This is a genomic window from Ideonella oryzae (genome assembly GCF_024055665.1).
Classification (GTDB): Bacteria; Pseudomonadota; Gammaproteobacteria; order Burkholderiales; family Burkholderiaceae_C; genus Ideonella; species Ideonella oryzae.
Genome location: NZ_JAMXMC010000004.1, coordinates 329,458 through 355,593, shown reverse-complemented (window position 1 = coordinate 355,593; position 26,136 = coordinate 329,458). Strand labels below are relative to the sequence as shown.

The window sequence follows — 26,136 nt, the reverse complement described above, 5'->3', positions numbered from 1 at the left end:
CAGCCGGGCTGCGCGTCACCATGCCTTTGCTGCCCATCAACCTGCCCCGAATGTTCGCTCGCCTGCGCAGCTGGTGGGAGTGCCGCTTTGCGGGCGAAGGTTGCGGGCGCACGCCCGCGACGGATGGCCTGCCGCCTGCGCCGGTGATCGGCGAGGTGAACCCGGCACGGGACGATGCGTCGCCCGATGTGCTCTGGGACCTGGATGCCCAGGGGCATCTGGTGCTGGGGGCCGAGCGCCTGGCGGTCTGGCTGGGTCTGCCGGTGCAGCGCCTGCAGCAGGCGTCCTGGCTGGATGTGCTGGAGACCGCGCAGCTGGAGTCGGATCCCGTCGTGCCGGGGGTGCGGGCGATGCGGGCGGCCATGGAGCGCGGCAAGCCTTTCCGGGATCTGCTGTTGCAGCTCAAGGGGGCCGAGGGGCCGCGCTGGTGGCTGGTGTCGGCCAAGCCGCTGCAGGGCGTCGCCGGCGAGTGGCTGGGCTGGCGCGGCATGGTCAGCGATGTCACCCAGGACCGCCTGCAGCGTCCCACGCTGGGCTACCTGGCTCATGTCGATTCGCTGACGGGTCTGGCCAACCGGATGCAGCTGCACGAGCGGCTGACGCAGGTGCTGGCTCACCGGGGCGATCCGCCGCGCCGCAGCGGGCTGATCTTCCTCGATCTGGACAACTTCAAGTCGATCAACGACGCGCTGGGGCATTCGGTGGGCGATGCCGCCTTGCGCCTGGTGGCCAAGCGCCTGCAGTCGGTGCTGCGCAAGGCCGATCTGGTGGCCCGTCTGGGCGGTGATGAGTTCGCCGTTTTGCTGGACGATGTGCGCAGTGACGAGGAGGTCTACCAGCTGACCCGCCGCCTGATGCAGGTGGTCAATGCGCCGGGTGAGGTGCAGGGCCGGCTGGTCCATCCCTCCGCCAGCATGGGCGTGGCCCTCATTCCGGACCATGGCGACACGGTGGACGAAGTGCTCGGGCATGCCGACCTGGCGTTGAGCGCCGCCAAGGAGCGCGGCCGCGGGCGCTGCGAGTATTTCGCGCCCTGGATGGGTGAACGCAGCCGGCGGCAGGTGCTGCTGGAGCGCGAGCTGCGCGAGGCGCTGGCCCGTGGCGAACTGAGCCTGGCCTGGCAGCCCTGGGTCTCCATCGAAGCCTGGGAGGTGGTGAGCGCCGAGGCCCTGGTGCGCTGGGAGCACCCCACGCTGGGCTGGGTGCCGCCGTCCGAGTTCATCCCGGTGGCCGAGAGGTGTGGCCTGATCGGCGACATCGGGGCCTGGGTGCTGCAGCGTGCCTGCCAGGAAGCCCAGACGGTGCTGGGCGATCTGCGGATCTCGGTGAATGTCTCGCCGGTGCAAATGATGCACGCCGGTCTGGTCGATGATGTGCGCCGGGCCCTGGCGCAGTCCGGCCTGGGCCCTGAGCGGCTGGAGGTCGAGATCACCGAAGGTGTGATGCTGGACGCCACGCCCACGGCGATGAGCAATCTGCACCAGATCAAGGCGCTGGGCGTGCAGATCGCGCTGGATGACTTCGGCACCGGCTATTCCTCGCTGGCCTACCTGCGGCGCTTCCCCTTTGACACCCTGAAGATCGACCGCGCCTTCGTGCGCGAGTTGCTGGGCTACCCGGATGCCCGCGCCATCGTGCGGACCATCGTCGAGTTGGCCCGTCTGCTGGGCATGCAGACCGTGGCCGAGGGGGTCGAAGAGGCGGCTCAGCTCGATGTGCTGCAGGAAGCGGGCTGCACCGCGGTGCAGGGCAACCTGTTGGCCGAGCCGGTGTCCTCCGAGGCCCTGCGTCGGATGATCGACGGCTGGGATGTGGGCACCCGTCCCATGCCGGTCGATGCTGTGACGGCCCGGGGTTCCGCTTCGGCCCAGATGCCGCTGGGCTGGCCGTCCGCGCGATAATCCAGGGTTGACCGGGCCAGCCGCCGCTCCGAGGCGGGCCAGCCCCCTTCCATTCTTCTCGTGCTGGCAGCCCTCGCAGGCCGCCGGCCACCGGCTTGTGCAGCCGGCACCTCCACTTCAGGACAAGCAATGGCGCAATACGTCTTCACCATGAACCGCGTCGGCAAGATCGTGCCGCCGAAGCGGCAGATCCTGAAGGACATCTCCCTGTCCTTCTTTCCCGGCGCCAAGATCGGCGTGCTGGGCCTGAACGGCTCGGGCAAGTCCACCCTGCTCAAGATCATGGCGGGCCTGGACAAGGACATCGAGGGCGAAGCCGTCCCGATGCCAGGCCTGAAGATCGGCTACCTGCCGCAGGAGCCCCAGCTGGACCCCGAGCAGACCGTGCGCCAGGCGGTCGAGGAAGGCATCGGCGGCGCCCTGGCCGCGCAGAAGCGGCTGGAGGAGGTCTATGCCGCCTATGCCGAGCCGGATGCTGATTTCGACGCCCTGGCCACCGAGCAGGCCGAACTGGAAGCCATCATTGCCGCGGCCGGTGGCGAGAACACCGACCATCTGCTGGACATCGCCGCCGACGCGCTGCGCCTGCCGCCCTGGGACGCCAAGATCGGCCCGCTGTCCGGTGGCGAGAAGCGTCGCGTGGCCCTGTGCCGCCTGCTGCTGTCCAAGCCCGACATGCTGCTGCTGGACGAGCCGACCAATCACTTGGACGCCGAGTCGGTGGAGTGGCTGGAGCAGTTCCTCAAGCGCTTCTCCGGCACCGTGGTGGCCATCACCCACGATCGCTACTTCCTGGACAACGCCGCCGAGTGGATCCTGGAACTCGACCGCGGCCACGGCATCCCCTACAAGGGCAACTACTCCGACTGGCTGGAAGGCAAGGAAAAGCGCCTGGAGGCCGAGCAGAAGGCCGAGGACGCCCGCGCCAAGGCCATGAAGCAGGAACTGGAGTGGGTGCGCAAGAACGCCAAGGGCCGCCAGGCCAAGAGCAAGGCGCGTCTGGCCCGTTTCGAGGAGCTGAGCGACGTCGAATACCAGAAGCGCAACGAGACCAACGAGATCTTCATTCCCGTGGCCGAGCGCCTGGGCAACGAAGTGATCGAGTTCAAGAACGTCTCGAAGAGCTTCGGTGACCGGATGCTGATCGACAACCTGTCGTTCAAGGTGCCGGCGGGTGCCATCGTCGGCATCATCGGCCCCAACGGCGCCGGTAAATCGACGCTGTTCCGCATGATCCAGGGCGTGGAGACGCCGGATTCGGGCGAAGTCAGCATCGGCAAGACCGCGCAGCTGGCCTTCGTCGACCAGAGCCGCGAAGGACTGGCTGCCGAGAACACCGTGTGGCAAGACGTCTCCGGTGGCCTGGACAACATCGTGGTGGGCAAGTTCGTGATGCCCAGCCGCGCCTACCTTGGACGCTTCAACTTCAAGGGCAATGACCAGCAGAAGCTGGTGGGCAGCCTCTCGGGGGGTGAGCGCGGCCGCCTGCACCTGGCCAAGACCCTGGCCCAGGGCGGCAACGTGCTGATGCTGGACGAGCCGTCCAACGACCTGGACGTGGAAACCTTGCGCGCGCTGGAAGATGCCCTGCTGGAGTTCGCCGGCTCGGCCATGATCATCTCCCACGACCGCTGGTTCCTGGACCGCATCTGCACCCACATCCTGGCCTGCGAAGGCGACTCGCAGTGGTTCTTCTACGACGGCAACTTCACCGAGTACGAGGCCGACAAGAAGAAGCGCCTGGGTGAAGAGGGCGCCAAGCCGCACCGCCTGCGTTTCAAGGCCCTCAAGTGAGCGCCTGAGCCTTGGCGCGCCCCGGCTGCGGTCGGGTACGCCATGAAAAAGGGCCACCCCGCGGGGTGGCCCTTTTTCATTCATGGACACAACACATCCCTAGTTTGCAGGGCATGTGGGCGTGATGAACGTCGCGTTTAGGTCATGTCATCAGTTTGACCATGGCCTGTGGTGGGCCAGTTTGGACACACTCCCGGCCCGGACGCTCCAGGGAACAGAACCCGCGGAGGCGTCCGTCCATAACAACTCAAAGGAGTGATTCCATGTCCCAGTTCCGTCTGGTCCGTCCTCTCGCTGCGCTGACACTGGCCGCCCTGGCCGCCGGCTGTGCCACCACCACCCATTTCGCGTCGGAGCCCGCCGGTGCGCAGGTCCGCTACAACGGCGACGTGATCGGCACGGCACCGTTCGACAAGTCCATCCAGGACCAGTTTGGCTGGTTCAGCGTGTACCGCTTCACCGCCAGCCTGGAGGGTTATGAACCCCAGACGCTGGAGTTCAGCGAGCGCACGCCGCTGGACGCCGCCAACGTCGTGCCCGCCCAGGTGCAGTTCACGCTGAAGAAGTTGGCGACGGCGGCAGAAGCGGCTTCTGCACCCACGGCTGTGCCGGCGGCAGCGGCATCCGGGGCATCCGCCCCGGCGCCGGCGGGCAGCACGGCGTCCTGACGCCGTCGTGGGGTCGCCGGGGGCTCAGGCGCCCAGCGGCTCCGTGCGGGTCATCAGCCAGGCCAGGGCCTCGCCGTCCAGGCCGGGGGCCAGGCGCGCGCGCACCATGGCGTGGTACTGGTTCAGCCAGACGCGCTCGTCGTCGCGCAGCAGGGCGCGGTCGATGCAGCGGGTGTCGATGGGGCACAGGGTCAGGGTCTCGAATTCGAGGAAGGGCCCGAACTCCGAGGCCGGGGCCTCGACGTTGAGCACCAGGTTCTCGATGCGCACGCCCCAGCGGCCCGGGCGGTAGAGGCCCGGTTCCACCGAAGTCACCATGCCCGGCTGCATGGCCATGTCGGCGGTGGGTACCGCCTTGCTGATGCTCTGCGGGCCTTCGTGCACGTTCAGGAAGTAGCCCACGCCGTGGCCGGTACCGTGGCCGTATTCCAGGCTCTCTGCCCACAGTGGCGCGCGGGCCAGGGTGTCCAGCATGGGGCTGGGCGTGCCCAGCGGGAAGCGGGCGCGCGACAGGCCCAGCGTGCCCTTGAGCACCAGGGTGAAGTCGCGCTTGTGCTCGGCGCTGAGCTGGCCCACCGGCCAGACTCGGGTGATGTCGGTGGTGCCGCCCAGGTACTGGGCACCGGAGTCGATCAGCAGCAGGCCGTTGCCCTCGATCACCGCATGCGACTCGGGCGTGGCCCGGTAGTGCGGCATCGCGCCGTTGGCGTTGAAGCCGGCGATGGTGGGGAAGGACAGGCCGACGAAGCCGGGCTGACGTGCTCGCTCGGCGCTGAGCTTCTCGTCGATGGTCAGTTCGGTGATGCGTTCGCCACGCGCCATCGCGGCCTCGAACCAGGCGTAGAAGCGGCACATGGCCAGGCCGTCCTGCACCATGGCCTCGCGGATGAAGGCCGCCTCCTCGGGTGTCTTGCGGCCCTTGGCCAGGGTGCTGGGGTTGGTCGCTTCCACCACCTTCACGCCTGCGGCCACGGCCTCGCGCAGGCCCAGGGTGACGCGGCGCGGGTCCACCAGCAGGGTGCTGCCGGCCGGCAGGGCGGCCAGGGCGGCGGCGGCCTGGTCATAGTCGGCCAGGTCGATGCCCTCGGCCGCCAGCGTGGCCGTCAGGGCCGCGTCTACCTTGCCGGTGCCGACGAACAGCGTGGCGCGCGCCGGGCCGATCAGCAGGTGGGCCAGGAAGACGGGGTTGTAGGCCACGTCGGCGCCGCGCAGATTGGTGATCCAGGCGATATCGTCCACGGTGGAGACGAAGTGGTGGCCGGCGCCGTGCGCAGCCATGCCGGCGCGCACCGCGGCCAGCTTGGCCGGTCGGCCTACGGCGGCATGCGGGGCGCGGTGTTCATAGACGGCAGCGGCCGGCAGGCCCGGGCGGTCATCCCAGGCGGCGGCCAGCGGGTCCCCACCGGTGCGCAGGGTGAGGCCTGCGCGTTCGCAGGTGGCACGCAGCTGCTGCGCCGCGGCCAGGCCCAGCACCTGGCCATCCACGCCCAGGGTCTGGCCGGGCTGCAGGTGGCTGGCGATCCATTCCAGGTGGTTGGTGGCGGCGCCGGTCTGGATCTTTTCCAGCGCGATGCCGCTGCCTTCGAGCTCCACCTCGGCCTGCACCCAGTAGCGGCTGTCGGCGAAGACGGCGGCGTCCTGGGCGGTCACCACCAGGGTGCCCATCGAGCCGGTGAAGCCCGAGAACCATTCGCGGCCCTGCCAGTGCGCCGGCAGGTATTCGGAGATGTGCGGGTCGCTGGAGGGCACCAGCACCCCGTCCAGGCCGGACTGGGCCATGGTCTCGCGCAGACGGGCGATGCGCAGGCGGGCGGCAGAAGTGCGGGTGTCCATGGGGCGGCTCCAGAAGCGAAAAGGGGAAACGTCCATTCTAGGAAAACCACCCGTGAACAAATCTCGGTCCGCGACGCGGTTTTCTTCACAAACTGGTGCGCAGGGACCAGATCTCGGGAAAGAGGACGACGTCCAGCATCTTGCGCAGGTAGCTCACGCCGCCGGTGCCGCCGGTGCCGCGCTTGAAGCCGATGACCCGCTCCACCGTGGTGAGGTGGCGGAAACGCCAGAGACGGAAGGCGTCCTCCAGGTCGGTCAGTTCCTCGCCCAGCTGGTAGAGGTCCCAGTGCTGCTCGGGATGGCGGTAGACCTCCAGCCAGGCCGCCTGCACTGCCTCGCTGGCCGCGTAGGGCTGGGTCCAGTCGCGCTGGGTGTGGCTGTCGGGCACCGGCAGGCCGCGGCGGGCCAGCAGGCGCAGGGCCTCGTCGTACAGCGAGGGGGCGCGCCAGGCCGTCTCCACGGTCTGCAGCAGGTCCGCCCGGTGGGCATGGGGCTGCAGCATGGCCGCGTTCTTGTTGCCCAGCGTGAACTCGATGCAGCGGTACTGCCAGCTCTGGAAGCCGCTGGACTGCGCCAGGTAGGGCCGGATGGCCGAGTACTCGGGCGGGGTCATGGTGGCCAGCACATCCCAGGCATGCACCAGCTGCTCCATGATCTTGGAGACCCGGGCCAGCATCTTGAAGGCCGGCTGCAACTGGTCGCTGCCCACGTGGCGCACCGCGGCGCCCAGCTCGTGCAGCATCAGCTTCATCCAGAGCTCGCCGGTCTGGTGCTGCACGATGAACAACATCTCGTTGTGCTCGGGCGAGAGCGGGTGCTGGGCGCCCAGGATCTCGTTCAGGTGCAGGTAGTCGCCGTAGCTCATGGCCCGCGAGAAGTCGAGCTGCGCGCCTTCCTGGCGGACGATCTCGGCGCCGCACGGTGTCTCGGGCGCGGGGTGATGGGGGCACGTCATGTCAGGTCACCGCCGCACGTTGGTTGAAGCGCGCCTCGCGCCATTCGCCGCTGTCCAGCACGGTGGCCAGCGCGGTGACGGCGTCGAAGACATCGACGAAGCGGGTGTAGAGCGGGGTGAAGCCGAAGCGCAGCAGATCCGGCGCCTCGGCCGTGCCCTGGCCGGCGCGGAAGTCGCCGATCACACCGCGGGCGATCAGCGCGGCCATCACCGCGTAGCCACCCTCGTTGCAGGCCAACGAGACCTGGCTGCCGCGCTCAGCGTCGTCTTCGGGCGAGGCCAGCGGCAGGGCATGGGCGGCGCAGCGCTCGCGCACCTGCGCGATGAACAGACGTGAGAGCTGCAGCGACTTGGCCCGCAGCGCGGCCATGCCGCCCAGGGGCTCGGCCGCCAGCAGGGTGTCCACCCCAACCTCCAGCGCCGTCATGGCCAGCACCGAGGGCGTGCCGCACAGGTAGCGGGCGATGCCCGGCGCGGGCTGGTAGCCGGTCTCGAAACGGAAGGGCGCGGCGTGGCCCATCCAGCCCGACAGCGGCTGCCAGAAGCGCTCGGCATGGCGGCCATGGGCCCAGACGAAGGCCGGCGCGCCGGGGCCGCCGTTGAGGTACTTGTAGCCGCAGCCGATGGCGAAGTCGGCTTGCGCGCCGTTGAGGTCCACCGGCACCGCGCCGGCCGAGTGGGCCAGGTCCCAGAGGGCCAGCGCGCCGGCGGCATGGGCCAGGGCGGTGGTGCGGGCCATGTCCAGCATCAGCCCACTGCGGTAGTTCACCTGGGTCCACAGCAGCACGGCCACGTCCTGGCCGCGGGCCAGCCGGGCCTCCAGCGCGTCTGCGGTGGTCAGCTCCAGCGTCAGCCCGTGTTGCGCGCACAGCGACTGGGCGATGTAGAGGTCCGTGGGGAAGTTCTCGGCGTCGGAGAGCACCACCCGGCGCGCGGGGGCGTCGGCGCGGGCGATGGCCAGCGCGGCGCTGAGCACCTTGTAGAGGTTGACCGAGGTTGAATCGGCCACCACCAGCTCGCCGGGGGCGGCACCCACCAGGCGGGCGATCTTGTCGCCCACGCGCTGGGGCAGGTCGATCCAGCCGGCGCTGTTCCAGCTGCGGATCAGGCCATCGCCCCATTCCTGCTGGATGGCGCTGGCCACCCGGGCCGGGGTGGCGGCGGGCAGCACGCCCAGGGAGTTGCCGTCCAGGTAGATCACGCCCTCGGGCAGGGCGAACTGGGCCCGCAGCGGGGCCAGGGGATCGGCGGCGTCCAGCGCCGCGCAGTCGTCTCGGGTCAGGGTCATGGGGTCACTCATGCGGGGGTCGGGGTCAGAGTTCGCGCAGCACGGCGCGCACAGGGGAGGCGTCGGCCTCGGTCAGTTTCAGCGGCAGGGCGATCAGCTCGTAATCGCCCTCGGGCACGGCGTCGAGCACCAGGTTCTCCAGCACCCGCAGCCCGCGCCGCCGCAGCACCTGGTGGCTGTCCAGCGTCTTGCTGTCGGCCGGGTCCACGCTGGCCGAGTCGATGCCCACCAGCTGCACGCCCTGGTCGGCCAGCCATTCGAGGGTCTGGGGCGCGAAGGCCGGCAGGGCGGTGTCGAAGTGGTCCTGCGGCATGCGGGCATAGGTGCGCACCAGCACCCGCGGGGGCAGGCCCTGCGCGGCATGGCGCAGGTGCTCGGCTTGCACCAGCGGGCCGCAGCCAATGGCGTGGATCACGCGGCAGGGGCCCAGGTAGGGGGCCAGGTCCAGCGCCCCCACCGCCGCGCCATCGGGGCTGTAGTGCAGCGGGGCGTCGGCATGGGCGCCTACATGGGGCGAGAGGGTCAGGGTGGCGACGTTGACCGGGCAGCCCGGACCGAGCGTGGCGGCCCACTGCTGCTGGTAGGGCGTGTCGCCGGGGAAGACCGGGGCGGCGCGGTGCACCGGCGGCGAAATGTCCCACAAGCGGCGGCTGCGCACCGGGGCGTTGGAGGGGGTGTCTGACATGGCGGCGAACAGTAGCGCCGCCCGGGCGGGCGTGGTGTCGCTTGCTTCCAACAGGGCAGGGAATGTCCCGAGGGGCGCCGAGGGTCAGTCCAGCGGCGGCAGGCCGTGGCGCTGGCGGGCCCGGCGGCAGGCGTCGTCGCCGCGGCCCAAGGGCGCGAGCATCCCGAACTCTCGGCAGGGGCCGGGCCGCCATTCGTAGATGCCGCAGCGGGCATCCACACCCACCTGGCCGCTGAGCGCCGCACAGCGGGGCTGGGCGTGGTCGGTGCCGCGCATGCGGCAGAGGTGCTCGGTCAGGTTCACGGCCAGGCCATCGGGCACGCAGCCGCCCTCGCTCATCAGCTCCTCGCGGGCAAAGTCCACCCGGAAGCTGGCGCAGCAGGCGCCGCAGCGCACGCAGGGGTTGTCCGCTTCGCTGATGGCCCCGCTCATGGCTTCATTCCTGGGCCTCGGTGCCCTGCTGCGGGGCCCGCACCACGGTGACGGTGCAATCGCATTCGGCCACCACCTGCGAGGAGGTGCTGCCCAGGTAGCGGCGCAGGGCCGACTGGCCACGTGCGCCCATCACGATGTGGTCCACCTGGTTGCGTCGGGCGAACTCGACGATGGCGGCGGCCGGGTCCGGCGCTTCCAGCACATGGAAGGTCAACCGGCCCTCGTCGAAGAACAGGGCCTTGGCGATCGGGTGGGCCCAGTGCTTGATCTGCACCAGCTGCTTGACGTGCCGGCTCTGACCGGACTTGTCCACCAGATCGTCCATGCCGATGCGGGCGGTGCGCATCACGCTGACGCAGGCCAGACGGGCGCCGGGCTCGGTCTTGACGATGCGCTGCACCGTGTCGCGCAGTTGGTTGGACAGGGCCGGCGTGGCCTCGGTGTCCACCGCGGCCATGATGATGGGGTTGCGGTGCACCTGTTCGGCCACGGTGACCGGACGCTGGTCCGGCTCCGAGCCCAGGGCGAAGAACCAGCGCTTGAGCCGCTTGAGCGTGGAGGCGCCCTGCAGCTTCTCGGACCGGCGGGTGAGCGGGATCTGGGCCGGGGCCTGCAGGTCCAGCGAGAGCTGGGCCGCGCTCTGGTAGCGCTGGTCGGCGTTGACCTCCAGGCATTTCAGGATGACCTCCTGCAACCAGGGCGGACAGTCCTTGCGCAGGGCACGCGGGGGCACCGGGTCCACATAGAGGCGCTTGCGCAGCCCGCGCACGCTGTTGGGGGCGCCGAAGGGGCGCTCGCCGGTGGTGAGGTGGTAGAGCATGACGCCCAGCGCGAAGAGGTCGCTGCGGGGGTCGCTGCGCACGAACTGCACCTGCTCGGGCGACATGTAGGGCCCGGTGCCCATGGGCAGCGTGAACTCCTCGTCCAGCAGATCGGGCAGCTGGTCGTGGCGCGAGAGGCCGAAGTCGACCAGCACGGCCGTGCCGTCCGGGCGGAAGAGGATGTTGCTGGGCTTGATGTCCAGGTGCACCACATGCTGTCGGTGCAGCTCGTGCAGCGCGGTGGCCACCCGCTCGCCCACCTCGACGATCTCGTCAAAGGGCAGGGGCGCCTCGTCCAGCCGTGGCCGCAGCGTGGGGCCGGGGATGTGCTCCATCACGATGTAGGGCTGGCGGGTGAAGTCGCCCTTGGCGATGAACTTGGGCACATGCGGACCGGACAGGGTCGGCATGATCATGCGCTCGACTTCGAAGCCGACGATGGTGGCCGGGTCCTCGCCACCCTTGATGCGCGGGACCTTCATGATCAGCGGCAGGGCTTCGGGACCGTCGGCCGGGTTGCCATCGGCCTGTACCCGGCGCACCCGCCACAGCGTGGCCATGCCACCCCGGTGCAGAGCCTCTTCCAGCCGGAAGCCGTCGATGATCTGACCCGGCTTCAGCGGGCTGTTGCCACCTTCTGCGACAGGCTCTTCCGCGGGGAGGGGGGCTGCCGTCGCTTCATTGGCCATGGATCAGCCGCTCCGCCAGGCGTGCCGGCAGACCGGCGTCGAGGATCTTGCGCGCCGCGGTGTCGTGATCGTAGGGCACGCGGTGGAAGGTCAGCGACTGCTCGGCCAGGTCGAACATGGCGTAGCAGGCGGCGGGGTTGCCGTCGCGCGGCTGGCCGGCCGAGCCGGGCACGATCAGCCATTGGCGGATGGGCGGGATGGGGATGGCCACACCGGGCGAGGGCACGAAATCACCCGCCTTGCCGGTGCCCGACAGGTGGAACAGCTTGGGCTCGTGCATGTGCCCGCAGAAGGTGTAGTGGCAGGTCGTGGCATGCAGGCTGCGCACCGCTTCCAGCCGGCCCTGGATGTACTCCCATTCCGCGGGGGCAAAGGCGTTGGCATGCACGAACAGCATGTCGCCCTCGGTGTGGGACAGGGGCCGGGCGGAGAGGAAGGCCAGCTGCTCGGGTGTGAGCTGGCCGCGGGTCCATTCGACGACCTGGCGGGCATCGGGCCGCATGGAGGGGGAGATCTCGGTGGCCACGCCGGCATCGTGGTTGCCGCCCACGGCGATGGCGCCCTGGTCGACATAGCGGCGCACGGTGTCGATGACCCAGCCCGGGTCGGCACCGTAACCCACATAGTCGCCCAGGAAGGCGTAGCGGCCGGCGCCCTGGGCCTCCGCGTGTTCCAGCACGGCCTGCACGGCCTCGCGGTTGGCGTGCAGGTCGGTGATCAGGGCCAGCTTCATGGTCTTGTCGTTGTCTCCTGCCGCCACTGTGCGCCCAGGCGCTGACGCCGGACTGATGCCCGGCGCCAGGCGGGCTCAGGATTTACCCGATGCGGCCGAGCAGCAGGTATTCCATCAGGGCCTTCTGCACGTGCATGCGGTTCTCGGCCTCGTCCCAGACCACCGATTGCGGGCCGTCGATGACATCGGCGGTGACCTCCTCGCCACGGTGGGCGGGCAGGCAGTGCATGAACAGCGCATCGGGCTGGGCCGCGGCCATCATCTCGGCGTCGACGCACCAGTCGGCAAAGGCCTTCAGGCGTTCGGCGTTCTCGGCTTCGTAGCCCATGCTGGTCCACACGTCGGTGGTGACCAGGTGGGCGCCGCGGCAGGCGTCCAGCGGGTTCTTGAAGACCTTGTAGCAGCCGATGTCGCGCACGCCGGCCACCGCCGGGTCCACCTCGTAGCCCGAGGGGGTGCTGACATGGACCGTGAAGCCCAGGATCTCGGCGGCCTGCAGCCAGGTGTTGGCCATGTTGTTGCCATCGCCCACCCAGGCCACCACCTTGCCCTTGAGGCAGTTCAGGTCGTAGCCGCTGGCGTTCACCGGGGCACGGTGCTCCAGGTAGGTCAGCAGATCGGCCAGGATCTGGCAGGGATGGAACTCGTTGGTCAGGCCGTTGATGACCGGCACGCGCGAGTGGGCGGCGAAGCGCTCGATCTTGCTCTGCTCGAAGGTGCGGATCATCACCAGGTCGACCATGCGGCTGATGACGCGGGCGCTGTCCTCGATCGGCTCGCTGCGGCCCAGCTGGCTGTCGCCGGTGGTCAGGTGCACCACCGAGCCGCCCATCTGGTACATGCCGGCCTCGAAGCTGACGCGGGTGCGGGTGCTGGCCTTCTCGAAGATCATGGCCAGGGTGCGGTCGGTCAGCGGCTGGTACTTCTCGTAGTTCTTGAAGCGCTGCTTGATGACGCGGGCGCGCTCGAACAGGTAGGCGTACTCTTCGGCCCGGAAGTCCTTGAATTGCAGGTAGTGGCGCATGAGGCTGTAACCCGGTTTCATGCCTGGGTCTCCGAGAGGAAATTCTGGATCAGCGGAACGAGGATGGACAGCAGTTCATCGGCGTTTTCGCGGCTGAAGATCAGCGGCGGCAGCAGGCGCACCACGCTGTCGGCAGTCACGGACAGCAGCAGGCCGGCCTCCATCGCGCGGGTCAGGATGGCGCCGCAGGGGCGGTCGAGCTCGATGCCCAGCATCAGGCCTTCGCCACGCACGTCCTTGACGCCCGGCACGTCGCCCAGTGCGGCCTGCAGGGCGCTCTTGAGGTAGCCACCCACCGCGCTGGCGTTTTCCAGCAGGCCGTCGGCCGTCATGATCTGCAGGGTCTCGATGCCGGCGCGCATGGCCAGCGGGTTGCCGCCGAAGGTGGTGCCGTGGTTGCCCGGGCCCAGCACATTGCGGGCCTTGGGGCCGGCCAGCACCGCGCCCACCGGCACGCCCGAGCCCAGGCCCTTGGCCAGCTGCATCACGTCGGGCTGGATGCCGGCCCATTGGCAGGCGAACCACTTGCCGGTGCGGCCGATGCCGCACTGCACCTCGTCGAGCATCAGCAGCCAGCCGCGCTCGTCGCAGAGCTGGCGGACCTGACGCAGGTAGTCCCATTGGACGGGGCGGATGCCGCCCTCGCCCTGGATGGTTTCCAGCATCACGGCCACCACGTTCGGGTGCGTGCCCGCGGCGTCGCGCATCGCGCCGATGTCGTTGAGCGGCACGCGCACGAAACCTTCGACCAGCGGGCCGAAGCCTTCCTGCACCTTGACGTTGCCGGTGGCCGACAGCGTGGCGATGGAGCGGCCATGGAAGGCCTTGTCCAGCACGATGATCTCCGGGCGTTCGATGCCCTTGTCATGGCCGTACTTGCGGGCGATCTTCAGCGCGGCTTCGTTGGCTTCCAGGCCCGTGGAGCAGAAGAAGGCCACGTCCAGGCCGGAGCGCTCGCACAGCAGCGTGGCCAGCTGCTCCTGCAGCGGGCTTTCGTAGTAGTTGGAGCAGTGGATCAGCTGGCCGATCTGGGCCTGCAGGGCCTCCACCAGCTTCGGGTGGGCGTGGCCCAGGGTGTTGACGGCGATGCCGCCCAGCGCGTCCAGGTAACGTCGGCCTCGGGTGTCCCACACTTCGCAGCCTCGGCCGTGCGACAGTGCCACAGGCAGCCGGCCGTAGGTGTTCATGACATGGGGCATGGAGGCGGACATTCTCAGATCTCCGGGTGGATGACAAAAAAGAAAAGGCTGGTCACACCCTGTGCCGCAGCAAGGGGTGTCGCGCCAACCTGCCCGAATTCTAAGGTTCAAGCCGCGGGGCGGGGGGGATGAATCTGTGGCCGGGACCTGCTGCCGGAGGGCCTCGGCCGTGGCGAGAGGATGAGCACTTCCCTGGGGCGCTCGGGTGTTTTCGCTGCATTGCGTCAAGAGCAAGGCAAAATCAGCCCCCGCGCAATTCAGTTGCGGTCGGACTGCCCCGGGATAGACAGCGGCTCGCAAGCTTCTGTTCCTACCATCGCCGATCGATCGACACGCTCTCCATGACCACCAAGCCCCGCGAATTCTTCATTCAGGGCCTCACCAAAGAAGGCCGAACATTCCGACCCAGCGACTGGGCGGAGCGGCTGGCGGGGGCCATGTCCTGCTTCCGGCCGGGCGGGGCGAAAGCAGGCGGGATTGGCGCCTTCATCGGCTACTCGCCTTATTGCGTGCCGCGGGTGATCAATGGCGTGAAGTGCGTGATCGTCAACGAGGCCCTGAGAGGCATCGAGCCCATGGCCTGGGATTTCGTGATGAACTTCGCCCGCGACAACGGCTTGCAGGTCACCGAGGCCTGCCTGCTGCCGGAAGACGGCGCGCCCAAGAAGGCGTCCTGAGCGACGTCAGCGCTGTCCCAGCGCTGGCCGCTTGACCGGGTGGCATGGCCATGAAAAAGGCCCCGCACTGCGGGGCCTTCTTGTCGTCCACCTGGATGTAGATGTCAGGCGGCCAGGGCCTTGACCTTGGCGGACAGGCGGCTCTTGTGACGGGCGGCCTTGTTCTTGTGGAAGATGCCCTTGTCGGCGATCGAGTCGATCACGCCCTGGGCCGTCTTGAACAGTTCGGAGGCCTGGGTCTTGTCACCGGCGGCGACAGCCTTCAGCACGTTCTTGATCGAGGTGCGGAACTTCGAACGCAGCGACGAGTTGGCGGCGTTCAGCTTGACGTCTTGGCGAGCGCGCTTGCGGCCCGATGCCAGACGCACGGTGCGCTTCTTGGCTTTGGAAGAGGTTGCCATTGCTTTTAGTTTCCAGGTGGGAAAGACCATCGAGTATAGCGGATTTTTGACAGCGCTTGCAAGCTCCGGCACGGGTTTGCCCGCAGGGGCCGGCAGGGCCTTCCTATAATCCGCCACCCTGTTCAGCCGCTGCCCTGGGGCCGGCCCGTCCATGAATCTTCTCAAGGCCGCGTCCACGGTTTCCATGTGGACCCTGCTCTCCCGCATCACCGGTCTGGTGCGGGACCAGCTCATCGCCGCCGGTTTTGGCGCCAGCGCGCTGACCGACGCCTTCAATGTGGCGTTCCGCATTCCCAACCTGCTGCGACGGCTGTTCGCGGAAGGTGCGTTCTCGGCGGCCTTTGTGCCTCTGCTGGCGGCCACCCGCGAGCGCGAAGGCGACGAAGGTACGCACGCCATGGTCAATGCCGTGGCCACCGTGCTGTTCTGGGTGCTGTTCGTGACCTGCGTCGTCGGCATCGTGGGGGCCCAGGGGGTGGTCTGGGCCTTTGGAGCCGGGTTGGAGGAATTCGATCTGGCGGTGGTGATGACCCGCTGGATGTTCCCCTACATCGGCTTCATGTCCCTGGTGGCGCTGGCCGCGGGGGTGCTCAACACCTGGAAGAACTTTGCCGTGCCGGCCGCCACGCCGGTGCTGCTCAATGTGGCCATGATCCTGAGCGTGGTCGGCCTGACGCCGCTGCTGCGGCGCGTCGGGATTGCGCCCATCCATGCCCTGTCGGTTGGCGTGTTGCTGGGCGGCATGTTGCAACTGGCCATCCAGGTGCCGGCCCTGCGCCGGCTGGGCATGGTGCCGCGCATCGGCTGGCGCAAGGGCGCGCTGACGCAGGCCTGGCACCACCCGGGGGTGCGCCAGGTGCTGCGGCAGATGGCGCCGGCCCTGCTGGGGGTGTCGGTGGCGCAGCTGTCGCTGCTGATCAACACCCAGATCGCCTCCCACCTCGGTCCGGGTGCCGTGTCCTGGCTGTTCTATGCCGACCGGCTGATGGAGTTTCCGACCGCGCTGCTGGGTGTCGCCCTGGGGGTGGTGCTGGTGCCCGGGCTGTCGGCGCTGCAGGCACGGGGCGACCACGAGGGCTACTCCGGTCACCTGGACTGGGGCCTGCGGCTGGTGGCCCTGCTGGCCATTCCCTGCGCGATCGCGATGCTGGTCTTCGCCAAGCCGATGGTGGCGGTGCTGTTCCATTACGGCCGCTTCAGTCCCGAGGCCGTGGACATGACCGTCATGGCCCTGCGGGGTTATGGCGTGGGGCTGCTGGGATTGATCGGTGTGAAGGTGCTGGCGCCGGGTTTCTTCGCTCAGCAGGACCTGCGCACCCCGGTGCGCATCGCGGTCATCGTGCTGGCCTGCACCCAGCTGATGAACCTGGTGTTCGTGCCCTGGCTGGGGCATGCCGGTCTGGCCCTGTCGATCGGCCTGGGGGCCATGGTCAATGCGGCCTGGCTGCTGTACGGCCTGCGGGCCCGGGGGCTGTACCGGGCGTCACCGGGCTGGCCGGTGTTTCTGCTGCGCCTGCTGCCGGCCAATCTGGCACTGGGGCTGTGGCTGGGCTGGACCACCCACGCCGTCGACTGGCTGGCCTGGCGCAGTCATGTGCTGCTGCGGGCCGGGATGCTGTTCGGGGTCATCGGCGTTGGTGCGGTGATCTATTTCGGTCTGCTGTGGCTGGCCGGCCTTCGGCCCCGAACCTTTCTGAGGCGGGCCTGAACCCGCCTGGCGCTGCGCCTACACTGAGGAACCATGAGCCTTCCGATGCGCTTTGAGGCCCCCAGTGCGCTGGAGTACTTCGCCGCCCTGGTGGCCGAGGACGCGCATCTTCCACTGCTGGAGGCGGCCGCGCTGCTGGGCCAGGACGCCGACCCGGGCCTGGACGTGCAGGCCGTGCTGGATGAGGTGGATCGGCTGGCCCAGCGCTTTTGCGGCCGCCTGCCAGCCGATGCCGCGCCGCTGCACCGCCTGCGCATGCTCAACCGCTACTTCTTCCACGAGCTGGGGTTTGGCGGCAACGCGAACAATTTCTACGACCCGCAGAACAGCTATGTGCACCGCGTGCTGGAGACGCGTCGCGGTATTCCGGTGTCCCTGGCCGTGCTCTATGTCGAGCTGGCCACCCAGGCCGGCCTGCCGGCCCTGGGGGTGTCGTTCCCGGGGCATTTCCTGGTGAAGCTGCACCTGCCGGCGGGCGAGGTGCTGCTGGACCCGCTGGACGGGCGATCGCTGTCCCGCGAGGAACTGGAGGAGCGTCTGGAGCCTTTTTGCCAGCAGCGCGGCCTGGTGGGGGACGATGCCGTGCCCTTGGGCCTGTTCCTGCAGGCCGCCAGCCCGCGCGACATCCTGGCGCGCATGCTGGGCAACCTCAAGTCCATTCACCGCACGGCCGGGGATCCGGTGTCCGGCCTGGCGGTACAGGAGCGGCTGGTGCGTCTGGTGCCCGAAGCGTGGGAGGAATGGCGCGATCGGGGGCTGCTGCTGGCAGAACTCGGGCAGTGCCAGAGGGCGGTCGACGACCTGGCGCTCTATCTGCGCGAGGTGCCGGAGGCCGACGATGCCGACGGCATTCGCCAGCAACTGCGGCGGCTGCGCGAACAGCCGCCGCCGCGCTGGCATTGAAGTGATCCGGGGCGCAGCCCTCTACAATGCAACATTCCGCCGGGCCCTGCAGCCCCGCCCCTGCCGGGCTTCATGCGGTTCCCCTCCCGCAGGGATGTGTGGCCCGCGGGCCCACGGCGATGATGAGCCCGGCCCCCGATGTTTCCTGCCATGCCTCTGATGTCCTCTTCGCGCAACCGGTTTCCGCCGCACGTCTGCTGCGCGGGCGCTGCGCCCCGGGTGAGGGAGTCCGTGTGAGGCAGTTGCCCCTGGCCATCGGCCTGGAGACCGAGCAGGATTTCGACGCCTTCGTGGTGGGCGACAACGCGCTGGTGGTCGACAGCCTGCGCCATGCCGTGCTGCCCGGGGCGCCGGTCTATCTGCACGGCCCCGGCGGCGTGGGCAAGACCCATCTGCTGGCGGCCTGGGCCCACCAGGTGCGGGAGCAGGGCGGCCGCGTGGGCTGGTTCGACGCCGAGGATCCGCTGGACTGGCCTTTCGACGAAGGCTGGTCGCTGATCGTGATCGACGGCGCGGAGCGGCTGGACCCGGCGCGCCAGCATGCGGCCTTCATGCTCTTCGTCGAGGCCGCCACCCACGGCATCCAGGTGGCTGCGGCCGGGCGCCTGCCGCCGGTCAACCTGGAGGTGCGGGAAGACCTGCGCACCCGCTTCGGCTGGGGGCCGGTCTTTGCCGTGCAGCCCTTGCCCGACGCTGCGGTGCGCCAGGTGCTGGCCGACGAAGCCCGGCGCCGCGGGCTGCGTCTTTCGCCCGAGGTGCTGGACCATCTGTTGACCCATTTCAGCCGTGACCTGGGCTCGCTGATGGGGCTGCTGCAGCGGCTGGATCGCTTTTCGCTGGCCCAGGGGCGGGCCGTCACGGTGCCTTTGTTGAAGAAGATGCTGGCCGAAGCGCCGGAGACCCTGGAATGAAACTGGCCCTGTTCGACCTGGACGGCACGCTGCTGCCCACCGATTCCGACCACGCCTTCGGCGAGTTCATGGTCACCCTCGGCTGGGTGGACGGCGAAACCTGGCGTCGACGCAACGATGCCTTCTTCGCCCAGTACCAGGCCGGCACACTGAACCTGGGGGAGTATGTGGCTTTTGCCACCTCCGCCTGGCGCGACCGCTCGCTGGCCGAGGCTGAGGCCGCGCGCGAGCGCTTCATGCAGGAGGTGATCGGACCGGCCCTGCACGAGCGCGCACGTCGGCTGGTCAACGGCCACCTCGAGGCCGGAGACCTGGTGGCTGTGGTCACGGCCACCAACGAGTTCGTGACCCGGCCCATTGCCAGTGCCTTCGGTGTGGCGCACCTGCTGGCGGTGGAACTCGAGCGAGACGCCCAGGGTCGTGCCACAGGCGCCATCCGCGGGGTGCCGACCTTCCGGGAAGGCAAGGTCACCCGGGTGGAAGCCTGGCTGGCGGCGCTGGGCCACCGCTGGGACGATTTCGAGGATGTGCTGTTCTACAGCGATTCCACCAACGATCTGCCGCTGCTGGAGAAGGTGCGCTCGCCCATGGCCACCAACCCCACACCGGCCCTGGCCAGCATCGCGCAGGAGCGCGGCTGGCCCATCCTGAACCTTTTCGAGACGCCATGATCCGCAAAATCATCGACAAGCTGCTGGGCAAGTCCGGCGCACCGTCGGGCAAGTCCGCCATTCCCCAGGGTCGCCGGGTGGAGATCCCGGCCAGCGAGCACGGCATCGATCCGACGCTGCTGGACGACCGCGCCGTCAAGGTGGTCAGCACCCTGCAGCAGGGCGGCTACGAGGCCTACATCGTGGGTGGTGCGGTGCGCGACCTGCTGGTGGGCCGGCGCCCCAAGGATTTCGACGTGGCCACCAATGCCACGCCCGAGCAGGTCAAGTCCCTGTTTCGCCGCGCCTTCATCATCGGGCGGCGCTTTCGCATCGTGCACGTGGTGTTCGGTCGCGGGCGCGAGCACGAGGTGATCGAGGTCTCCACCTTCCGCGCCTACATGGACGCCAGCGCAGCCGAGCAGGTGGAAGGCAACGAGAAGACGTCCAAGAGCGAGATGGCCGGCAAGAGCCATGTGGTGGATGCCAGTGGCCGGGTGCTGAGGGACAACGTCTGGGGCCCGCAGATCGAGGATGCGGCGCGGCGCGACTTCACCATCAACGCCATGTACTACGACCCCGCCACCCAGGTGGTGGTGGATTACCACGGTGGCCTGAAGGACGTGCGGGCGCAGACGCTGCGCATGATCGGCGACCCGGCCACCCGCTACCGCGAAGATCCGGTGCGCATCCTGCGTGTGGTGCGCTTTGCCGCCAAGCTGGGTTTCAAGCTGGAGGCCAAAACCGAGAAGCCGCTGCGTGAGATGCTGGGCCTGCTGGCCAATGTGCCGGCCTCGCGCATGTTCGACGAGATGATCAAGCTGCTGCAGACCGGCCATGCCTTGGCCAGCCTGGAGCAGATCCGGCGCTTCGGTCTGGACAAGGGCGTGTTCCCGGTGCTGGACGCGGTGCTGCGCCAGGCCACCCCCGGCAGCGTGCGCGAGAAGTTCCTGACCCTGGCACTGGCCGACACCGATCGCCGGGTGGGCGAGGGCAAGCCGGTGGCGCCCAGCTTCCTGCTGGCTTGCATGCTCTGGCATGACGTCCAGGAAGGTTGGCAGCGCCTGAAGGACGGTGGTGAGCATCCCACGCCCGCCCTGGCCCAGGCCATCGACGCCGCCTTTGATGCCCGTATCGGCGACATTTCGGGCCGTGGCAAGCTGGCCACCGACATGCGCGAGATCTGGATGATGCAGCCGCGCTTCGAGCGCCGCGGCGGCAGCCAGGCCTATGGTCTGGCCGAGCAGCCCCGCTTCCGCGCCGGCTTCGACTTCCTGCGGCTGCGGGCCGACATCGGCGAAGTGCCGGTGGAACTGGCCGAGTGGTGGGAGGACTTCTCCCTGGGCAACGACGAGGAGCGTGAGGCCCTGGTGCAAAGCGTCAAGGATGTGCCACGGCCCAAGCGTGGCCGTGCACCGCGGCGCGAACGGGCCGAAGGGCCGACTGAGGCCGGTTCCGTGCCGGCGATGGAGGCGCAGGCGGACGAGGCAGGCGAGGGAGAGGCTGCGGGCGAGTCTGGCGAGACTGGTGAGACGACCGCCCCCCGCAAGCGCCGGCGCCGTCGACGCAAGCCTTCCGGCGGGGCTGCCCCCGTGGCCGAATGACGGCTTGGGGCTCCCCGCAGCAGGGGGCCTGCTCCGCCTTCGTCGGCCTGGGGGCCAACCTGGGGGATGCCGCCGGGATGTTGCGCGACACGCTCGTGCAACTCGGTCGGTTGCCCGACACCCGCCTGCGGGCGGCCTCCTCGCTCTACCGGACGGCGCCGATCGACGCAACGGGGCCAGACTACGTCAACGCCGTGGCCTGGCTGGAGACCGGGCTGGCGCCCGGGCGCCTGCTGGATCAGCTGCAGTTGCTCGAGCGGGGCGCAGGGCGGGAACGTCCCTACCGCAACGCGCCCCGGACCCTCGATCTTGACCTGCTGCTCTATGGCGACCAGGTCCAGGACGATCCGGCCCTGACCCTGCCTCATCCTCGCATGCATCTGCGTGCCTTCGTGCTGGTGCCTTTGGCGGAGCTGCGGCCGGAACTCACGGTGCCAGGCCGGGGCGCGCTGTCCGAGTTGCTGAGGGCGCTTGATCCACAGCCGATCGCTCGATTGGCGTGAAGTGCGCACGTCTGGCGCAGGGGGGTCCCGCTTGGGGCGCGCATGGGCTCGCATACAATCGTGGAATGACACACCGATGACATGTCGGTGACAGATGCGACGCCACGGAGCCGGCTGGGGAAGATCCCGACTGGAAAACGCCGTGGCGTTTTGTTGCGCCACGTCGGCGCATGCCCGTGTCCGGAACGGACACCGACGCTACCCGCGCCCGAGAGGAGTTCCGAATGTTCTTCGGCAAGCTGTTGCCCCGTGATGGCAACTTCTTTGAGCTTTTCAACGATCACGGCCAGTACATCGTCGAGGGCGCGCGTGCCTTTGTGTCGATGATCCAGTACTACAACACCCCGGATCTGCGAGAGAAGTACGCCAGCGAGGTGGACATCGCCGAGCGAGCGGCCGACAAGGTGACAGCCGAGGTCAATCGCCTGTTGCATCGCAGCTTCATCACGCCGCTGGACCGCGAGCAGATCCACAGCCTGATCAACGCCATGGACGACGTGGTCGACCTGTTGCAGGACTCCTGCGAGGTGATGGCGCTGTACGACGTGCAGCACATCACCGAGGACGTGCAGCGCCTGGGCGACATCTCCCTGCGCTGCTGCGAGCGGGTCGCGCATGCCGTCACCCTGCTGCCCCGCTTGGCCGAAGCCGAGGTGACCGAGGCCGCGCTCAAGACCTGTGAAGAGATCGACCGGCTCGAGTCGGATGCCGACCGGGTGATGCGCAGCGCCATGTCCCGTCTGTTCCGCGAGGAGAACGATGTGCGCGAGCTGATCAAGCTCAAGGCCATCTACGAGCACCTGGAGACCATCTCCGACCTGTGCGAGGACGTGGCCAACCTGATCGAGGGCATCGTCCTCGAGAACTCCTGATCGGGTGACCGGGCATGCAAGCAGGTTCCATCGCCCTGTGGTTCGTGGTGCTGCTGATCGTCCTGGCGTTGCTGTTCGACTTCATGAACGGCTTCCATGACGCGGCCAACTCCATCGCCACGGTGGTCTCCACCGGGGTGCTCAAGCCTCAGCAGGCGGTGTTGTTCGCCGCCATGTTCAACGTCATTGCCATTTCCATCTTCCATCTGAAGGTGGCCAGCACCATCGGCAAGGGCATCGTCGAGCCGGGCATCGTGGACCACCATGTGGTGTTCGGGGCCCTGATCGGTGCCATCTTCTGGAACGTGTTCACCTGGTGGTACGGTATTCCGTCCTCCAGTTCCCACGCGCTGATCGGCGGCATCATGGGGGCGGTCATCGCCAAGGCCGGGCTGGCCAAGCTGGCCTGGGCGGGCATCGGCAAGACGGTCCTGTTCATCTTCCTCTCGCCGGTCCTGGGCTATGTGCTGGGCTCGCTGATGATGGTGCTGGTGTCCTGGATCTGCCGGCGCACGCCACCTCGCAAGGTGGACCGCTGGTTCCGCCGCCTGCAACTGGTGTCGGCCGGCTTGTACTCTCTGGGCCACGGCGGCAATGACGCGCAGAAGACCATCGGCATCATCTGGATGCTGCTGGTGGCGGCCGGCTATGTGGCCAGCGATGCCACAGCGCCGCCGAACTGGGTGATCTGGTGCTGCTATTTCGCCATCGGCATGGGCACCATGTTCGGCGGCTGGCGCATCGTCAAGACCATGGGGCAGCGCCTGACCAAGCTCAAGCCGGTCGGTGGCTTCTGCGCCGAGACGGGGGGCGCCGCGTCGCTGTTCATCGCCACGGCATTGGGCGTGCCCGTGTCCACCACCCACACCATCACCGGCGCCATCGTCGGTGTAGGCTCGGTGCGCAGCACCGGGGCCGTGCGCTGGGGGCTGGCCAGCAACATCGTCTGGGCCTGGATCTTCACCATCCCGGCGGCGGCCTTCGTGGCTGCCGTGTTCTACGGCTTGAGCACGCTGCTGTTCTGAGCAGGCCGAGTGGGGGGTGCGACCGTCACTGGCGGTGCGGCCTCCCACTCGAAGTACTTCTGGCCCGCAAAGGCCAAGGTGCCCAGCAGCACGGTGGCGCCGGCCATCAGTGCCAAGACCACCCCGGCCACCGTGCCCCAGTGGCTGGCGCCGGTGTCCGCGCCGTGCCGGGCTTCCCACTGGGGGGCAGGGGTCAAGCCGGTGAGGATGGCCTCCAGCGCCGCTACGGACAGGCTCAGGCCCAGCAGGGGCACCAGCAGCCATGACAGACGGTCGTCCAGTCCCAGGTCGCGCATGCGCAGCACACCATAGAGCCCCAGCAGGGTGGGCGCCGGGTACAGCAGCGCCCAGGTTCGGCCCGGACCTCCCAGCCACCAGCGGTGCAGTCCCAGCGCCCCCGCGAACAGGGTCAGCCACACAGCCTGGGTCTTTGAACGCGCGGAAGTCATGGTGGGATTTGGAAACCTGCCGTGTTGCTGCTTATAATCGCAGGTTTCGGTCACGACTGACGATTGGTTTTGTCGGTGTATCTACGGGGCCGAATCCTGTCAGCCTGTTGTGCTGGCCCTTTGGCTGCCAAACCCTGATGTGTCTCCAGGGCCCGGTGGTCGACTTTCAGAATCTAAGGAACGACAAAATGGTCGTGATTCGTCTGGCTCGCGGCGGCTCCAAGAAGCGCCCCTTCTACAACATCGTCGTCGCTGACTCGCGCGAGCGCCGTGATGGCCGTTTCATCGAGCGCATCGGCTTTTACAACCCGATGGCCAAGGACGGTGAAGAAGGCCTGCGCGTGGCCCTGGACCGCCTGACCCACTGGGAAGCTGTGGGCGCCCAGCCCTCCGAGACCGCCCAGCGCCTGTTCGCCACGGCGAAGGCCAAGGCCACCGCCTGACCTGGCGTGGTGTCAGGGTCCGGTGTGCATTCCTCTGCATCCATGATGGTGAGCGAAGACACGCCGGCCTGGCCGGATGATGCGATCGAAGTCGGTCGCATCATCGATGCCTGGGGCATCAAGGGCGGGTTCAAGGTCCAGGCCTTCTCCGCTGATCCCCAGGCCCTGTTTTCCTCCCGGCGCTGGTTCCTCAAGCGGACTGACGCTGGAACTTCCCGTTCCGGGCCTGCTGTGCCCGCACGGACGCCACTGCCCGGGCTGCTGAAGATCACGCAGGCCAAGGAGCAGGGCGAGTACGTGGTCGCCATGGCCCAGGAGGTGCCCGACCGCAATGCGGCCGAGGCACTTAAGGGCGCCAGCGTCTTCGTCTCGCGCAGCAGCTTCCCGACGGCGGATGCTGATGAGTTCTACTGGGTCGATCTGATTGGCCTGGATGTCGAGAACCGTGAGGGCGTGTTGCTCGGCCAGGTCCAGGACCTGATCGACACCGGCCCGCACTGCGTGCTGCGCGTGCGTCGCCCAGACGCCGCAGCCGATGCCAAGCCTGACGAGGCTGAGTGGCTCATTCCCTTCGTGTCCGCCTATGTGGACCGGGTGGACCTGCCCGGTCGCCGCATCGTGGTGGACTGGGGTCTGGATTACTGAGCCCGTGGGCGCTGCCTGACAGCGCAGGCGGGCAGGGGGCTTGCCTGCATGCGCTTCGACGTCGTCACCCTCTTTCCCGATCTGTTCGAGCCTTTCCTGCTGCAGGGCGTGACCCGGCGTGCCTATGCTTCCGGGCAGGTGGATGTGCGCCTGTGGCCCCTGCGCGAGCATGCCGAGGACAACTACCGCCGGGTGGACGATCGTCCCTACGGTGGCGGCCCCGGCATGGTGATGTTGGTGGAGCCGCTTGAACGCGCACTGGCGGCCGTGCGTGCCGACCGTGGCTCGGCCGGCCCAGTCATCCATTTCAGCCCCACCGGCCGGGTGATGGACCAGGCCCTGATGCGCGAGATGGCCGTCGGTGACGGGGCCATCCTGCTCTGCGGCCGCTACGAAGGCATCGACCAGCGCTTCCTGGATCGGCATGTGGACCTGGAACTGAGTTTGGGTGACTTTGTGCTTTCGGGCGGCGAGTTGCCCGCGCTGGCCCTGCTGGATGGCGTGACCCGCCTGCAGCCCGGGGTGCTGCACGACGCACGCTCCCATGAACAGGACAGCTTCGAGGATGGGTTGCTGGACTGCCCGCACTACAGCCGGCCCGAGGTGCTGCACACCGAGGCGGGTGACCTGCCGGTGCCGGCGGTGCTGCTGTCCGGCCACCATGCCCAGATCGAGCGCTGGCGCCGCGAGCGTTCGCTGGAACTGACGGCGCGTCGGCGACCGGATCTGATCGAGGCTGCCCGAGCGCGGGGTGTGTTGAGTGCGGCGGACGAGCGCTTCCTTGCTTCGCTTGTGGTATGATGATCGGCTTTTCGATCCTCTGCCGGGCGACAAGGTGACTGGAGCCGCGTGTCCAGTCACTGAACCAAGCCAAGTCCCAAGCGCCGGCAAGATCTTTCAGGAGAACCTCGTGGATCTGATCCAAACCCTCGAGCAAGAAGAAATTGCTCGTCTGAACAAGACCATCCCTTCTTTCGCCCCCGGCGACACGGTCATCGTGAGCGTGAACGTGGTGGAAGGCACCCGCAAGCGCGTGCAGGCCTATGAAGGCGTGGTGATCGCCAAGCGCAATCGCGGCCTGAACAGCAGCTTCATCGTGCGCAAGATCTCCAGCGGCGAAGGCGTGGAGCGTACGTTCCAGCTGTACAGCCCGCTGATCGCCTCGATCGAAGTCAAGCGCCGCGGTGACGTTCGCCGGGCCAAGCTGTACTACCTGCGCGAGCGTTCGGGCAAGTCGGCCCGCATCAAGGAAAAGCTGTCCTGATCTTCGATCAGGGGAAGTTTCCTCTCGCAAAGGCCGCCCTCGGGCGGCCTTTGTGC

27 protein-coding genes are annotated in these 26,136 nt (G+C 68.4%); 16 read left to right on the top strand and 11 right to left on the bottom strand.

The genetic code is table 11. The features are described from left to right. The first annotated feature begins 20 nt into the window (after positions 1 to 20). From M0L44_RS08550 to M0L44_RS08540, 3 genes are all read left to right on the top strand, one after another. Positions 21 to 1,901, top strand: a complete 1,881-nt coding sequence (locus tag M0L44_RS08550) for a putative bifunctional diguanylate cyclase/phosphodiesterase (RefSeq protein WP_252769210.1) — start codon at positions 21 to 23, stop codon at positions 1,899 to 1,901. Between the two features lie 129 nt (positions 1,902 to 2,030). Further along, complete coding sequence (ettA, locus tag M0L44_RS08545) at positions 2,031 to 3,695, top strand: energy-dependent translational throttle protein EttA (protein WP_252769209.1); 1,665 nt, start codon at positions 2,031 to 2,033, stop codon at positions 3,693 to 3,695. A 263-nt stretch (positions 3,696 to 3,958) separates the two neighbouring features. Next, entirely contained in the window at positions 3,959 to 4,363 is a 405-nt protein-coding gene (locus M0L44_RS08540; RefSeq protein WP_252769208.1) for a hypothetical protein, read from the top strand. Positions 4,364 to 4,387: 24 nt separating this feature from the next. Here M0L44_RS08540 and M0L44_RS08535 read toward each other — a convergent pair whose 3' ends face one another. From M0L44_RS08535 to M0L44_RS08495, 9 genes are all read right to left on the bottom strand, one after another. Further along, positions 4,388 to 6,196, bottom strand: a complete 1,809-nt coding sequence (locus M0L44_RS08535; RefSeq protein WP_252769207.1) for an aminopeptidase P family protein — start codon at positions 6,194 to 6,196, stop codon at positions 4,388 to 4,390. Between the two features lie 85 nt (positions 6,197 to 6,281). Continuing rightward, a complete protein-coding gene (gene kynA / locus M0L44_RS08530) occupies positions 6,282 to 7,151 on the bottom strand; it encodes a tryptophan 2,3-dioxygenase (protein ID WP_252769206.1) in 870 nt (289 codons plus the stop codon). Between the two features lies 1 nt (position 7,152). Continuing rightward, positions 7,153 to 8,439: a kynureninase gene (gene kynU / locus M0L44_RS08525; protein ID WP_252769205.1), complete on the bottom strand. Its 1,287-nt coding sequence runs from the start codon at positions 8,437 to 8,439 to the stop codon at positions 7,153 to 7,155. Between the two features lie 25 nt (positions 8,440 to 8,464). Continuing rightward, positions 8,465 to 9,124 carry an arylformamidase gene (gene kynB, locus M0L44_RS08520; RefSeq protein ID WP_256490193.1) on the bottom strand — a complete coding sequence of 220 codons (660 nt, stop codon included), beginning with the start codon at positions 9,122 to 9,124 and terminating at the stop codon, positions 8,465 to 8,467. Positions 9,125 to 9,208: 84 nt separating this feature from the next. Further along, the gene (locus M0L44_RS08515; RefSeq protein WP_252769204.1) at positions 9,209 to 9,556 is read right to left on the bottom strand and encodes a YkgJ family cysteine cluster protein; all 348 of its coding nucleotides are present in this window, start codon (positions 9,554 to 9,556) and stop codon (positions 9,209 to 9,211) included. A gap of 4 nt (positions 9,557 to 9,560) precedes the next feature. Continuing rightward, positions 9,561 to 11,069, bottom strand: a complete 1,509-nt coding sequence (locus M0L44_RS08510) for a serine/threonine protein kinase (protein ID WP_252769203.1) — start codon at positions 11,067 to 11,069, stop codon at positions 9,561 to 9,563. After that, positions 11,059 to 11,802, bottom strand: coding sequence for a metallophosphoesterase family protein (locus tag M0L44_RS08505; RefSeq protein WP_252769202.1), 744 nt, complete (start codon positions 11,800 to 11,802; stop codon positions 11,059 to 11,061). Before M0L44_RS08505 ends, M0L44_RS08510 begins: the two co-directional genes overlap by 11 nt. An 82-nt stretch (positions 11,803 to 11,884) precedes the next feature. Continuing rightward, a complete protein-coding gene (argF, locus tag M0L44_RS08500) occupies positions 11,885 to 12,847 on the bottom strand; it encodes an ornithine carbamoyltransferase (RefSeq protein WP_252769201.1) in 963 nt (320 codons plus the stop codon). Next, entirely contained in the window at positions 12,844 to 14,037 is a 1,194-nt protein-coding gene (locus M0L44_RS08495) for an aspartate aminotransferase family protein (protein ID WP_252769200.1), read from the bottom strand. Before M0L44_RS08495 ends, argF begins: the two co-directional genes overlap by 4 nt. Positions 14,038 to 14,366: 329 nt before the next feature. Here M0L44_RS08495 and M0L44_RS08490 point away from each other — a divergent pair, with 329 nt between their 5' ends. Next, positions 14,367 to 14,702 (top strand): DUF3579 domain-containing protein, encoded by a 336-nt coding sequence (locus M0L44_RS08490; RefSeq protein ID WP_252769199.1) that lies wholly within the window; start codon positions 14,367 to 14,369, stop codon positions 14,700 to 14,702. Between the two features lie 104 nt (positions 14,703 to 14,806). On the opposite strand, the gene rpsT is transcribed toward M0L44_RS08490, so the two are convergent. Continuing rightward, positions 14,807 to 15,103 carry a 30S ribosomal protein S20 gene (gene rpsT, locus M0L44_RS08485; protein ID WP_252769198.1) on the bottom strand — a complete coding sequence of 99 codons (297 nt, stop codon included), beginning with the start codon at positions 15,101 to 15,103 and terminating at the stop codon, positions 14,807 to 14,809. 151 nt (positions 15,104 to 15,254) lie between these two features. On the opposite strand from rpsT, the gene murJ reads away from it, so the two are divergent. From murJ to M0L44_RS08445, 8 genes are all read left to right on the top strand, one after another. Next, complete coding sequence (gene murJ / locus M0L44_RS08480; RefSeq protein ID WP_252769197.1) at positions 15,255 to 16,811, top strand: murein biosynthesis integral membrane protein MurJ; 1,557 nt, start codon at positions 15,255 to 15,257, stop codon at positions 16,809 to 16,811. Between the two features lie 33 nt (positions 16,812 to 16,844). Continuing rightward, entirely contained in the window at positions 16,845 to 17,714 is an 870-nt protein-coding gene (locus M0L44_RS08475) for a SirB1 family protein (protein WP_252769196.1), read from the top strand. A gap of 233 nt (positions 17,715 to 17,947) precedes the next feature. After that, positions 17,948 to 18,625 (top strand): DnaA regulatory inactivator Hda, encoded by a 678-nt coding sequence (gene hda, locus M0L44_RS08470; RefSeq protein ID WP_252769195.1) that lies wholly within the window; start codon positions 17,948 to 17,950, stop codon positions 18,623 to 18,625. Beyond that, the gene (locus M0L44_RS08465; RefSeq protein ID WP_252769194.1) at positions 18,622 to 19,296 is read left to right on the top strand and encodes a histidinol-phosphatase; all 675 of its coding nucleotides are present in this window, start codon (positions 18,622 to 18,624) and stop codon (positions 19,294 to 19,296) included. Before hda ends, M0L44_RS08465 begins: the two co-directional genes overlap by 4 nt. Continuing rightward, positions 19,293 to 20,879, top strand: a complete 1,587-nt coding sequence (gene pcnB / locus M0L44_RS08460; RefSeq protein ID WP_252769193.1) for a polynucleotide adenylyltransferase PcnB — start codon at positions 19,293 to 19,295, stop codon at positions 20,877 to 20,879. Before M0L44_RS08465 ends, pcnB begins: the two co-directional genes overlap by 4 nt. Continuing rightward, entirely contained in the window at positions 20,876 to 21,382 is a 507-nt protein-coding gene (folK, locus tag M0L44_RS08455) for a 2-amino-4-hydroxy-6-hydroxymethyldihydropteridine diphosphokinase (protein ID WP_252769192.1), read from the top strand. Before pcnB ends, folK begins: the two co-directional genes overlap by 4 nt. A 224-nt stretch (positions 21,383 to 21,606) precedes the next feature. Further along, entirely contained in the window at positions 21,607 to 22,254 is a 648-nt protein-coding gene (locus tag M0L44_RS08450) for a DUF47 domain-containing protein (RefSeq protein WP_252769191.1), read from the top strand. Between the two features lie 14 nt (positions 22,255 to 22,268). Further along, entirely contained in the window at positions 22,269 to 23,279 is a 1,011-nt protein-coding gene (locus M0L44_RS08445; RefSeq protein WP_252769190.1) for an inorganic phosphate transporter, read from the top strand. Here the strand turns inward: M0L44_RS08445 and M0L44_RS08440 are convergent. After that, positions 23,252 to 23,728: a hypothetical protein gene (locus M0L44_RS08440; protein WP_252769189.1), complete on the bottom strand. Its 477-nt coding sequence runs from the start codon at positions 23,726 to 23,728 to the stop codon at positions 23,252 to 23,254. The genes M0L44_RS08445 and M0L44_RS08440 overlap by 28 nt on opposite strands. A gap of 188 nt (positions 23,729 to 23,916) precedes the next feature. Here M0L44_RS08440 and rpsP point away from each other — a divergent pair, with 188 nt between their 5' ends. The 4 genes from rpsP to rplS all read left to right on the top strand — a co-directional run bounded on the left by rpsP (position 23,917) and on the right by rplS (position 26,080). Continuing rightward, positions 23,917 to 24,171, top strand: coding sequence for a 30S ribosomal protein S16 (rpsP, locus tag M0L44_RS08435; RefSeq protein WP_252769188.1), 255 nt, complete (start codon positions 23,917 to 23,919; stop codon positions 24,169 to 24,171). 45 nt (positions 24,172 to 24,216) lie between these two features. Then, entirely contained in the window at positions 24,217 to 24,816 is a 600-nt protein-coding gene (rimM, locus tag M0L44_RS08430; RefSeq protein ID WP_252769187.1) for a ribosome maturation factor RimM, read from the top strand. 48 nt (positions 24,817 to 24,864) lie between these two features. Next, the gene (gene trmD / locus M0L44_RS08425) at positions 24,865 to 25,617 is read left to right on the top strand and encodes a tRNA (guanosine(37)-N1)-methyltransferase TrmD (RefSeq protein ID WP_252769186.1); all 753 of its coding nucleotides are present in this window, start codon (positions 24,865 to 24,867) and stop codon (positions 25,615 to 25,617) included. Positions 25,618 to 25,726: 109 nt separating this feature from the next. Next, on the top strand, positions 25,727 to 26,080 hold the full coding sequence (gene rplS / locus M0L44_RS08420; protein WP_252769185.1) for a 50S ribosomal protein L19: 354 nt from the start codon (positions 25,727 to 25,729) through the stop codon (positions 26,078 to 26,080). The last annotated feature ends 56 nt before the right edge of the window (positions 26,081 to 26,136 follow it).

Bases quoted from the DNA above. Each gene is read 5' to 3' on its own strand.
- M0L44_RS08550 (WP_252769210.1), top strand. From the start codon at position 21: ATGCCTTTGCTGCCCATCAACCTGCCCCGAATGTTCGCTCGCCTGCGC.
- ettA (WP_252769209.1), top strand. From the start codon at position 2,031: ATGGCGCAATACGTCTTCACCATGAACCGCGTCGGCAAGATCGTGCCG.
- M0L44_RS08540 (WP_252769208.1), top strand. From the start codon at position 3,959: ATGTCCCAGTTCCGTCTGGTCCGTCCTCTCGCTGCGCTGACACTGGCC.
- M0L44_RS08535 (WP_252769207.1), bottom strand. From the start codon at position 6,196: ATGGACACCCGCACTTCTGCCGCCCGCCTGCGCATCGCCCGTCTGCGC.
- kynA (WP_252769206.1), bottom strand. From the start codon at position 7,151: ATGACGTGCCCCCATCACCCCGCGCCCGAGACACCGTGCGGCGCCGAG.
- kynU (WP_252769205.1), bottom strand. From the start codon at position 8,439: ATGACCCTGACCCGAGACGACTGCGCGGCGCTGGACGCCGCCGATCCC.
- kynB (WP_256490193.1), bottom strand. From the start codon at position 9,124: ATGTCAGACACCCCCTCCAACGCCCCGGTGCGCAGCCGCCGCTTGTGG.
- M0L44_RS08515 (WP_252769204.1), bottom strand. From the start codon at position 9,556: ATGAGCGGGGCCATCAGCGAAGCGGACAACCCCTGCGTGCGCTGCGGC.
- M0L44_RS08510 (WP_252769203.1), bottom strand. From the start codon at position 11,069: ATGGCCAATGAAGCGACGGCAGCCCCCCTCCCCGCGGAAGAGCCTGTC.
- M0L44_RS08505 (WP_252769202.1), bottom strand. From the start codon at position 11,802: ATGAAGCTGGCCCTGATCACCGACCTGCACGCCAACCGCGAGGCCGTG.
- argF (WP_252769201.1), bottom strand. From the start codon at position 12,847: ATGAAACCGGGTTACAGCCTCATGCGCCACTACCTGCAATTCAAGGAC.
- M0L44_RS08495 (WP_252769200.1), bottom strand. From the start codon at position 14,037: ATGTCCGCCTCCATGCCCCATGTCATGAACACCTACGGCCGGCTGCCT.
- M0L44_RS08490 (WP_252769199.1), top strand. From the start codon at position 14,367: ATGACCACCAAGCCCCGCGAATTCTTCATTCAGGGCCTCACCAAAGAA.
- rpsT (WP_252769198.1), bottom strand. From the start codon at position 15,103: ATGGCAACCTCTTCCAAAGCCAAGAAGCGCACCGTGCGTCTGGCATCG.
- murJ (WP_252769197.1), top strand. From the start codon at position 15,255: ATGAATCTTCTCAAGGCCGCGTCCACGGTTTCCATGTGGACCCTGCTC.
- M0L44_RS08475 (WP_252769196.1), top strand. From the start codon at position 16,845: ATGAGCCTTCCGATGCGCTTTGAGGCCCCCAGTGCGCTGGAGTACTTC.
- M0L44_RS08465 (WP_252769194.1), top strand. From the start codon at position 18,622: ATGAAACTGGCCCTGTTCGACCTGGACGGCACGCTGCTGCCCACCGAT.
- pcnB (WP_252769193.1), top strand. From the start codon at position 19,293: ATGATCCGCAAAATCATCGACAAGCTGCTGGGCAAGTCCGGCGCACCG.
- folK (WP_252769192.1), top strand. From the start codon at position 20,876: ATGACGGCTTGGGGCTCCCCGCAGCAGGGGGCCTGCTCCGCCTTCGTC.
- M0L44_RS08450 (WP_252769191.1), top strand. From the start codon at position 21,607: ATGTTCTTCGGCAAGCTGTTGCCCCGTGATGGCAACTTCTTTGAGCTT.
- M0L44_RS08445 (WP_252769190.1), top strand. From the start codon at position 22,269: ATGCAAGCAGGTTCCATCGCCCTGTGGTTCGTGGTGCTGCTGATCGTC.
- M0L44_RS08440 (WP_252769189.1), bottom strand. From the start codon at position 23,728: ATGACTTCCGCGCGTTCAAAGACCCAGGCTGTGTGGCTGACCCTGTTC.
- rpsP (WP_252769188.1), top strand. From the start codon at position 23,917: ATGGTCGTGATTCGTCTGGCTCGCGGCGGCTCCAAGAAGCGCCCCTTC.
- rimM (WP_252769187.1), top strand. From the start codon at position 24,217: ATGGTGAGCGAAGACACGCCGGCCTGGCCGGATGATGCGATCGAAGTC.
- trmD (WP_252769186.1), top strand. From the start codon at position 24,865: ATGCGCTTCGACGTCGTCACCCTCTTTCCCGATCTGTTCGAGCCTTTC.